At 63.1% G+C, this 8,639-nt stretch carries 10 protein-coding genes and 1 tRNA gene; 5 read left to right on the top strand and 6 right to left on the bottom strand.

Annotated features, from left to right (window positions below; genetic code table 11):
• Positions 1-200: 200 nt before the first annotated feature.
• Together mtaB and dapF are read right to left on the bottom strand one after the other, a co-directional pair.
• Positions 201-1,454: a tRNA (N(6)-L-threonylcarbamoyladenosine(37)-C(2))-methylthiotransferase MtaB gene (gene mtaB, locus GBJ34_RS18325; RefSeq protein ID WP_151720648.1), complete on the bottom strand. Its 1,254-nt coding sequence runs from the start codon at positions 1,452-1,454 to the stop codon at positions 201-203.
• The gene (dapF, locus tag GBJ34_RS18320; RefSeq protein ID WP_151720647.1) at positions 1,451-2,299 is read right to left on the bottom strand and encodes a diaminopimelate epimerase; all 849 of its coding nucleotides are present in this window, start codon (positions 2,297-2,299) and stop codon (positions 1,451-1,453) included. The genes mtaB and dapF overlap by 4 nt, the downstream gene beginning before the upstream one ends.
• A gap of 108 nt (positions 2,300-2,407) precedes the next feature.
• Here dapF and GBJ34_RS18315 point away from each other — a divergent pair.
• Positions 2,408-2,483 (top strand) — tRNA-Lys (locus GBJ34_RS18315).
• 444 nt (positions 2,484-2,927) lie between these two features.
• Here GBJ34_RS18315 and GBJ34_RS18310 read toward each other — a convergent pair.
• The gene (locus GBJ34_RS18310) at positions 2,928-3,101 is read right to left on the bottom strand and encodes a DUF1328 domain-containing protein (protein WP_151720646.1); all 174 of its coding nucleotides are present in this window, start codon (positions 3,099-3,101) and stop codon (positions 2,928-2,930) included.
• A 307-nt stretch (positions 3,102-3,408) separates the two neighbouring features.
• Here GBJ34_RS18310 and GBJ34_RS20640 point away from each other — a divergent pair, with 307 nt between their 5' ends.
• On the top strand, positions 3,409-3,555 hold the full coding sequence (locus tag GBJ34_RS20640; protein ID WP_192931281.1) for a hypothetical protein: 147 nt from the start codon (positions 3,409-3,411) through the stop codon (positions 3,553-3,555).
• A 62-nt stretch (positions 3,556-3,617) separates the two neighbouring features.
• On the opposite strand, the gene GBJ34_RS18305 is transcribed toward GBJ34_RS20640, so the two are convergent.
• The 3 genes from GBJ34_RS18305 to GBJ34_RS21260 form a co-directional block, all read right to left on the bottom strand.
• Positions 3,618-5,417 carry a histidine kinase dimerization/phosphoacceptor domain -containing protein gene (locus GBJ34_RS18305; protein ID WP_151720645.1) on the bottom strand — a complete coding sequence of 600 codons (1,800 nt, stop codon included), beginning with the start codon at positions 5,415-5,417 and terminating at the stop codon, positions 3,618-3,620.
• 71 nt (positions 5,418-5,488) lie between these two features.
• A complete protein-coding gene (locus GBJ34_RS18300) occupies positions 5,489-6,058 on the bottom strand; it encodes an RNA polymerase sigma factor (protein WP_151720644.1) in 570 nt (189 codons plus the stop codon).
• Positions 6,055-6,291, bottom strand: a complete 237-nt coding sequence (locus GBJ34_RS21260) for a NepR family anti-sigma factor (RefSeq protein WP_151720643.1) — start codon at positions 6,289-6,291, stop codon at positions 6,055-6,057. Before GBJ34_RS21260 ends, GBJ34_RS18300 begins: the two co-directional genes overlap by 4 nt.
• 102 nt (positions 6,292-6,393) lie before the next feature.
• Here GBJ34_RS21260 and GBJ34_RS18290 point away from each other — a divergent pair, with 102 nt between their 5' ends.
• From GBJ34_RS18290 to GBJ34_RS18280, 3 genes are all read left to right on the top strand, one after another.
• Positions 6,394-7,197 carry a response regulator gene (locus GBJ34_RS18290; protein ID WP_151720642.1) on the top strand — a complete coding sequence of 268 codons (804 nt, stop codon included), beginning with the start codon at positions 6,394-6,396 and terminating at the stop codon, positions 7,195-7,197.
• 240 nt (positions 7,198-7,437) lie between these two features.
• Positions 7,438-7,929 (top strand): hypothetical protein, encoded by a 492-nt coding sequence (locus GBJ34_RS18285; protein ID WP_151720641.1) that lies wholly within the window; start codon positions 7,438-7,440, stop codon positions 7,927-7,929.
• A 359-nt stretch (positions 7,930-8,288) separates the two neighbouring features.
• Positions 8,289-8,627, top strand: a complete 339-nt coding sequence (locus GBJ34_RS18280; RefSeq protein ID WP_151720640.1) for a hypothetical protein — start codon at positions 8,289-8,291, stop codon at positions 8,625-8,627.
• Positions 8,628-8,639: the final 12 nt, after the last annotated feature.

Genomic DNA, 8,639 nt, shown 5'->3' with positions numbered 1-8,639 from the left:
CCTCTCAGCCTCTCAGCCTCTCAGCCTCTCAGCCTCTCAGCCTCTCAGCCTCTCAGCCTCTCAGCCTCTCAGCCTCTCAGCCTCTCAGCCTCTCAGTCTCTCAGCCTCTCAGCCTCTCAGCCTCTCAGCCTCTCAGCCTCTTGGCCGCAAGGCGTGCCGGTTGCAGGTGTCCCAGGCACGGGGGCGGCTGGTCTGCCCGCTCAGGCGGTCAGTTGCGTGTCGTTGCGGCCCGAGATTTGCAGGGTCAGAATCTGCCCCTCCGGCTGGTCGCTGCTGAACGCCACCTCGGTGAACTGCTCGGTCCGGCCAAGGCGCGGGCCTTCCATCAGGACGCGATGGGTGGAACCGACCTGCGCAGAGAGATGGCGTGTCAGAGACGCCCCGCCTGCTGCCCGCAGGCGCGCGGCGCGGTCCTTGATCGCAGGGCCGCGCACCTGCGGCATCCGCGCGGCGGGGGTGCCCTTGCGCGGGCTGAACGGGAAGACATGCAGGAAGGTCAGGCCGCAATCTTCCACCAGTTTCAAGGAGTTGTCGAACATGGCCTCGGTCTCGGTCGGGAAGCCTGCGATGATATCGGCCCCGAATACCATGTCAGGGCGCAGCTTGCGCGCCTCCTCGCAGAAGCGGATCGCGTCATCGCGCAGATGGCGGCGCTTCATCCGTTTCAGGATCATGTCATCGCCAGCCTGCAAGGAGAGGTGCAGATGCGGCATCAGCCGCGGCTCGGTCGCGATGGCCTGCATCAGCATCTCGTCGGCCTCGATACTGTCGATGGAACTGATGCGCAGGCGCGGCAGATCCGGCACCAGTTTCAGGATCCGCATCACCAGATCGCCCAGGCGCGGTGTCGCGGGCAGATCGGCCCCCCAGGAGGTCAGATCGACCCCGGTCAGCACCACCTCGTTGAAGCCCTTGCCGACAAGGCGCTTGATCTGTTCGACCACCACGCCTGCGGGGACGGAGCGCGAATTGCCGCGCCCATAAGGGATGATGCAGAAGGTACAGCGGTGATCGCAGCCGTTTTGCACCTGCACATAGGCGCGGTGCCGCCCGAAACCGTCGATCAGATGGCCGGCGGTCTCGCGCACAGACATGATGTCGTCGACCTGCACCTTTTCCGTGGTGCCAATCAGATCGGGCACCCGCAGGGTATTCCAGGTCTCGGCCTGCATCTTTTCGGTATTGCCGACGACGCGGGTGACCTCGGGCATCGCGGCAAAGGTTTCCGGCTCGGTCTGCGCCGCGCAGCCTGTCACGATGACCGGGGCACCGGGGTTCTCGCGGGCCAGCCGCCGGATTTCCTGCTTGGCCTTGCGCACGGCCTCGGCGGTGACGGCGCAGGTATTGACCACGACCGCATTGCCCACCCCGGCGGCGGCGGCAAGCTCTTTCATCGCCTCGGTTTCATAGGCGTTGAGGCGGCAGCCAAGGGTGGAGAAGATCGGGCTGGTCACGGGGTCACGTCCTGCAGGGCGGCAAGGAAGGCCGGGGGCAACACCGCGTCATAGACATGGGCGACCGGCCCGGCAAGCCAGACCCCGTCATCGCGCCAGTCGACTTCAAGCAAGCCGCCATCCATATCCAGCCGAACATGGCGCCCGGTCAGGCCCCGCAGATGCGCGGCCACGGCGGTGGCGCAGGCACCGGAGCCGCAAGCCAGCGTCACGCCTGCGCCGCGTTCCCATACGCGCATCCGCAGATGATCCGGGGCGATCAGGCTGGCAAATTCGATATTGGCGCGCTGCGGGAACAGCGGGTCATGTTCAAAGCGCGGGCCCTGAACCGCCAGATCCACCGCCTCGGCATTCTCGACAAAGAACACGCAATGCGGGTTGCCCATGCCGACCGCCACCGGATCGCCCGGCAGCGGCAGATGGTCGGGGTCCACCGCGTGGGACAATGGCACCGCCTGCCAGTCGCGGATCGGATGGCCCATATTCACGCTGACCCGACCATCCTTCAGACGCCGCGCCTGCAATTCCCCGCGCTGCGTGACCAGCGTCAGCGAATCGCGATCCAGTTGACGCATCATGTAATCGCTGACACAGCGCGTGGCATTGCCGCAGGCACCTGTGCGGCTGCCATCGCTGTTCCAGAAATCCAGAGCGAAATCAGCGACATCAGAGGCACGGATCTCGGCCAACTGATCGAAGCCCACGCCGCGATGGCGGTCACCCAAGGCACGCGCCAAGGCAGGCGTCGTCACCGCCCCGCCTGTGCGCGAGTCGAGGATCACGAAATCGTTGCCTGCACCGTGCATCTTCATGAACGGCAGGCCTTGGGGAGATGGCTCTGTCATGCGCGCCTTCTAACCCGGATACAGGGAATTTTCCAGAGACCCACTTTTTTCAGTTTTTCGCTCTTGACCCCCCGGCGCGCTGCCCGTAGATACCCGCTCACAGACGGCGGGCCGGTAGCTCAGTTGGTAGAGCAGCTGACTTTTAATCAGCGGGTCACAGGTTCGAATCCTGTCCGGCTCACCACTGTAAAATCTCCAGAAATCAAGATCTTACAGTGGTGACGCTTCCGCGTCTGCAAAGCGTTTTGCCTTTGCGGTGGCAAGTCTGCGGATGCGAATGCGCGCCCCATTCGGCAATGCTTCCAGATCTTCGCAGCATGGTCGGTCATGGGATGCAACGGCTGTGCGGCGCGCTTGCTGTTGCTGGCGATTGCAGATTTGTGATGTTGAGACATGCGACGGGCGCGGTGCCTGCCGGACGTGGGGCGCTATGCTTTGCCGTGCTGCAATCGGATTGACCGTGATTCTGCGGGGCCCTGTGCCTGAAACGCTGGGCCCGAAACGTTGAGGCCAAGACGCCATTGCGCGAAACGCCAGGTCCTTAAACGTATCTGAGGTGACCCCGTCGCCGGAATCACCTCAGTTTGAACCGCCTGCAATGTGAAGGGGGCTCGCGTACAGCGGGCGCTTACAGCGGCGGACGGCCCTTCACGGCGCGCGAAATCATCGCGATCACGAACAGCACGATGAAGACGAAGAACAGGATCTTTGCGATCCCAGCAGCCGTCCCGGCGATGCCGCCAAAGCCGAGCACGGCAGCGACCAAAGCAATCACAAGAAATGTAACAGCCCAACCCAACATGATGACCTCCTGATCTGCAACAACGCCTGTCCGGCGCCTACTGCAGAACAAACGTTCCGGCGGGGGGGCGGTTCCGTCGCTGGGCGGTGGAATTTGCACGTTTCGCAGGGGGCGCGTGGAACAGGTCGGCGTGAACAATCGACGGCTTTCTCTGTGGTCTTTGTGAACGGGCGGCCCCCTTGATCGCAGTCGGCGATATCGGGCGTTGACGGGCGCGCGCGCTGATCTGGCCGCAAAGGATGACCGCACCGATCACGCGGGCGCAGGTCTGGGCGGATCGGGCAGGGGATGCACAGGGCCTTGGCCCATGACCGAATGCGCAGCCACACGCCTTCGCGGGCAGTCTCGGATTGCCACGCTCATCCGCGATCTTGCAGCGGTCGATGCGCGCACCGGCACCGTGATGCGTTGCAGCCAGCAGGTGATCCGGGGCCGTGAGGTGGGGGTGTTCTGATCTGGCCGGTCGCAGGCCCCGCGCAGGCAGCCGGGGCCGAATGCGCGCAGACGAGTGTCAGGTCAGCTTTGCAGACGCTCCTCTGCGTCGCGCAATGCGGTCGGCAAGAATGAGAAACTGAGCTGATAGCTGGTCTCGTCGACCTTCACCTCGGTCGTGGTCCCAAGCTGGGCCGCAAACGCCCGCACCAGCGCCTCACCAAGACCGGAACCTTCCGCGGGACCATCCAGCGCCGGGTCCACCTGATGCCGCCCGGCATGGGCGCTGTTGCGGATGGTGACGCGCGCGCGGTTGCCGTCCTGCATCTCCAGCCGCACGGACAAGTGCGGTCGCTTGCCGGGCGGGGCACCCGCATATTTCAGCGCATTGGTCAGCGCCTCGGTCACCAGAAGCGACAGCGGCACCGCCTGATCCGGGGTCAGCCGCAAATCGGCAAAGGCCGTATCGACCTCGAAGGGCTCACCGGGGCGTGCAGCCATGCGCAGAATCTGGTTGACGATATTGCCCAGCAACTCATCGGCGCTGATGTCGCTGCCGCCTGTCGTCTGATAAAGTTCGCGGTGGATGGTGGCGAGGCTCATCACCCGGTCCTGCAGGCTTTTCAGCAGGCCACGCGACTCTGGGCTGCGGGCTTTGCGGATCTGCATGTTTATGATTGATGCAATCAACTGCAGATTGTTCTTCACCCGGTGATGCACTTCGCGCAGCAGCACCTCTTTCTGGTGGATCGTGTCTTCCAGCTCTGCCTCGTCGCGGGTGACCGAACTCATCATGCCGTCAAAGGCATTGCCGAGTGCGCGCAATTCATTTGGCGCATCATGCAGGTCCGGGCCGATCACCCGGCGGCTGCCATCGGCAAACTGGGTGATCGCATTGCGCAGCTTGCGGATATGGCGCAGCACCTGATGTTCGGCGGCCAGTTGCGCCACCAGCAGACTGGCCAGCCACATCAGCGCGGGGAAGGCAAGGATGGGCATCTTCACATCAAAAAGCCGCGCATCGGTGCGCGTCAGCGGCCAACTGCCGATCAGGTGGATCCCCGAGGAATGGAGCGGCACGATCGCAAAGATCCGCGCCTCGCCCTTGCGGGACAATGCGGTAAAGCTGCGCGGGCGCGCATCCAGCAAGGCCCGCAGATCCGGGCTGTCGGGCAGGTGCATATCGGCGGTCTCGAAGCCCGCACTGGCGGTCAGCACATCGCCGTTGTCATTTACCGTCAGCAGACCGATTTCCGACGCCTGCGCGGTATCTGTGACCTGGAGGGCGGCACCGCCCAATTCCAGCGCGTGATGCGGGATCGAGATCGACAGCATTCCGCTGAAGCCGCCACTTGCTGTGCTGACGGGATGCGAGATGACGACAACGCTGGTGCGGGAGACGGCACCCGACTGGCTGACGCGGATCGATGGTTTGCCACTATCCATCACCGCCGCAAGGTCGGCCCGGTTGCTGAGGTCCAGTGGCCCATTCGGGCTGCATTCCATGCGCAGATTGCGCGGCACATAGCCTGCAAAACTGTAGATGGCATTTTCCGGCATCTGCAAGAACTGCTCCATCAGCGCGGCACAGGCCTGCGGATCGTCGATCACCGGCACAACAGCGGCGGCAAGCGCCGAAGCCGCGCCTTCGGCGCGCGTGAACTGATCGATCAGCGGCAGCGCCGATTGCATGGTGGCACCCAGAACCGCGGCCTCGGCACGGGCATCTGCCTCTTGCTGATATTGTTGCATCTGCACAAAACTGAGCAGGGCAAGTGGCATCAGCGCGACGCCAAAGGTTATCATCAGCCGGAAGGCAAGCTGCGACAGGGGGCTGCGCCGTCCCTCGCGCCGCTCAGGTTGTTTCGGGGCGGATTGGTGCACCGGAATATGATCCTGTCTATTGCAGATTTGAGCGGCCCGTATCTCATGCGGCCAGCCTTATGCGGCCAGTATTAGGCCGCCTGAGTGCCGGACCTGCCCATAACTGCCGCCATTTCTGCAGGCTGGGTGTCAAGCAGGCCTTCGCCATCTTCCAGTTGCAACAGTTGCGCCAGCCGCTGCCGCGCGCGATTTGTGCGGCTTTTCACCGTGCCGACCGCGACGCCGATCATCTCTGATACCTGCTCGCAAGAATAGCCATTGGCCCCCACAAGCGTCAGCACCTCGCGATGTTCGGGCGAAAGCTGGTCAAAGGCGCGGACGAAATCATTCATCGCCAGCCGGCCATCATGTTGCGGCTTGTCAAACAGGCCCTGCGCATGAATGCCATCGGGGTCCGAGACCTCACGGCGCAGCTTGCGGCGCACCGAATAGAAGGTGTTGCGCAGAATGGTGAACAACCAGGCGCGCAAATCGGTGCCGGGCTGAAAGCGGTCAAAGTTCGACCAGGCCTTGACCACGGTCTCTTGCACGAGGTCGTCGGCCTCGGTGGCATTACGGGTCAGGGACAGGGCGAAGGCACGCAGCGAGGGCAGGTGCTCCGGCAACTCGTCTCTTGGATCGCGAATCTCGGTTGCGGTCATGACCCAAGGCCCTTTCCGGCGTCAGATGCTCCGGTCTGATCTGTGGTTTCGGTCAGAGATGACGCCTCAGGCACGGCTGGACCAGCATCGCCAGCCTTTTCCTTCGCACGCAGCTGCGCCAGCAGATCCATGAAGCGGTCAGGCACGTCCTGCTGAAGCGTTTCCTCGAAAACGCGTTTTAGGTTCTCGTCGATCTGCTGGTGCAGGCTGGACTTTCTAGATGTTCTGGTCATGTCATTCATCACTCGTGGCGTTCGCGCGGCACAACTTCTATGGAACCGAACCGCTCATTCGGTGTTTGGTTCCCCGACAGTCGGAAAAAACTTGGGGAAAATATGATGCCCGCTGATCTTACGACCGCCATCGCAGAAAGCCTGCCCTATCTGCGGCGCTATGCCCGCGCCCTGACGGGCAGCCAGGCCAGTGGCGACCGTTTTGCAGCCGCCACGTTGGAGGCGCTGCTCGAGGATCTGGACGCCGTTCGGTCCGCCTCCTCTCCCAAGGTTGCGCTGTTTCGTGCCTTCCATCTGGTCTGGTCCAGCGCCGGTGCCCCGGTGGGCGAGGTGGATGGCGGGCTTGCTGCCCGGGCCGAGCGGCATATGGCGCGCCTGATCACGCCCAATTCGCGCGAGGCGCTGTTGCTGTCGGTCATCGAAGAGTTTCGCGATTCGGACATTGCCGAGATCCTTGGCACCGATACCGATGAGGCCGCGGAACTGGTCGCGATTGCGCTGCGCGAAATGGAGGATTCGGTCTCGGGCAAGGTGATGATCATCGAGGATGAGGCGATCATCGCGATGGATATCGAGGACATCGTGAGCGAGATCGGCCACCGGGTGACCGGCATCGCCCGCACCCGCGACGAGGCGGTGGCACTGGCGGCGCGTGAGCGCCCCGACATGATCCTGGCGGATATCCAGTTGGCCGACAATTCCTCGGGCATCGATGCGGTGAACGAGATCCTGTCGAAGACGACCGCGATGCCGGTGATCTTCATCACGGCTTTCCCGGAGCGCCTGCTGACCGGCGAACGGCCAGAGCCGGCCTTTTTGATCACGAAACCGTTCTCGGAGACGCAGCTGCGATCTGCGGTGTCGCAGGCGATGTTCTTCGCCTCCACGGAAACGCTGACAGCCTGACTTGACCGCGCATTGCCCCGCATTTGCAGGGTGACGCGATCCATAAGGCGCGATGACAAGCATGTCTTGAAATGCGGCGGGGCCGATACGCCCCGTCGCATTTTTTATCAGCTGATGGGCCCTGTTTTAGCCGATCACACAGAAAATAATTTGCAGTTGTCGGAACCGTATCCTGATCCGCCGAGTTGTCTGTGTGATGGAAGGCAATGAGCTTTCCTGTTTATGTTCAGGAGGTTGACCATGAAGACTCTGCGTATTCTCGCCCTCTCGGCCGCGCTTGTTGCACCGCTCTCGCCGATGGCATGGGCCGCGACCGATACCCCGGTGGAAAGCGTCAAGGTCGAGGCTGACATCACCGCGATCAAGAATGAGCGTGCCGCGACCTATTGGGGCGGCGTGGCCAAGGACATTGAGGCCGCAATTCTCGCCCGCGTGTCCGACCGGGTTGCCGAAAAAGGCTCGCGCATCACCGTCGACATCGATGAAATCTCGCTGGCGAACAGCTTTGAGGCGTCGATCGGGGCCGAGGACTCGGTACTCAAGGGCAATGTCATGATTTCGAGCGATGACAACTCGAAATATGACGCCTATGAGCTGTCGATTTCGATGAGCGCCGCAAGCAAGTTCCTGCCGGAAGGATCTGTGGCAATCGTCAGCATGACCGATGCGCCGGAGCATTACCGCGCGATGATTGATGCCTTCGCCAGCAATGTGGTTGAGCGCCTGAAGTAAGGCCGCATACCGAACGAAAGCATGGGCGCTTGAAGAGTTCCTCTGTCCAAATGTGGTGCCCATGTTTGCGCGGCGCGTCCCCTGCGGGGCGCGCCGTTGCCGTTTCGGCCAATCCTTTCATCCAGGTCTTTCCGTGCGCGGCCGCCCGCATCGCCCCCAGCGTCTTGGCCTGCAGCACCGTGCAGATGCGGGTATTCAAACAAGGCGCGGTCAAACAGGGCGGGGTAGACGAGGCGCGTGGTCCGGTCGCGGGGCTGGTGGTTCGATCCGGGCCGTCTGCGGCCCGCCATGCAGCGCCCTTTGCCTGCCCAGGCAAAAGCCGCTAGACAGCCGCAGAGAGACAGATGAAGGGGCCAGTGGTGAGCGATCTTGTGGTGAAGGCAGCCTATGCGACGGTCGCGGTCGAGGATGGCACGCTCTTTGTGGGCTTTGTCGACGCCCGCGACGAGGCCTATGCCCTGTTCCGGCAGGCCATGACGGGCGGCCCGATCTGGTTCGAGGTCAATGACGAAGATTTCGGGGCCGAGGATGCGATTGCTGCGGCGATGGTCGGGGCCGAAGGGCTGGTCATCACCCTGCGGCCCGAGAAAACCGGGCGCTTCGGCTTTGCGGGCCGGGTCGCGATCCGGCTGAAATCCTGCGACGGGCAGGAGGCTGCCTTGGCGAAGCTGACGGAAATGGGCCTGCCGGGGCTGTAACAGCCCGGGCCT

The organism is Gemmobacter serpentinus (assembly GCF_008973825.1).
Taxonomy (GTDB): domain Bacteria; phylum Pseudomonadota; class Alphaproteobacteria; order Rhodobacterales; family Rhodobacteraceae; genus Gemmobacter; species Gemmobacter serpentinus.
The sequence above is the reverse complement of the archived record's forward strand: the minus strand, read 5'-3'. Positions and strand labels throughout refer to the sequence as shown.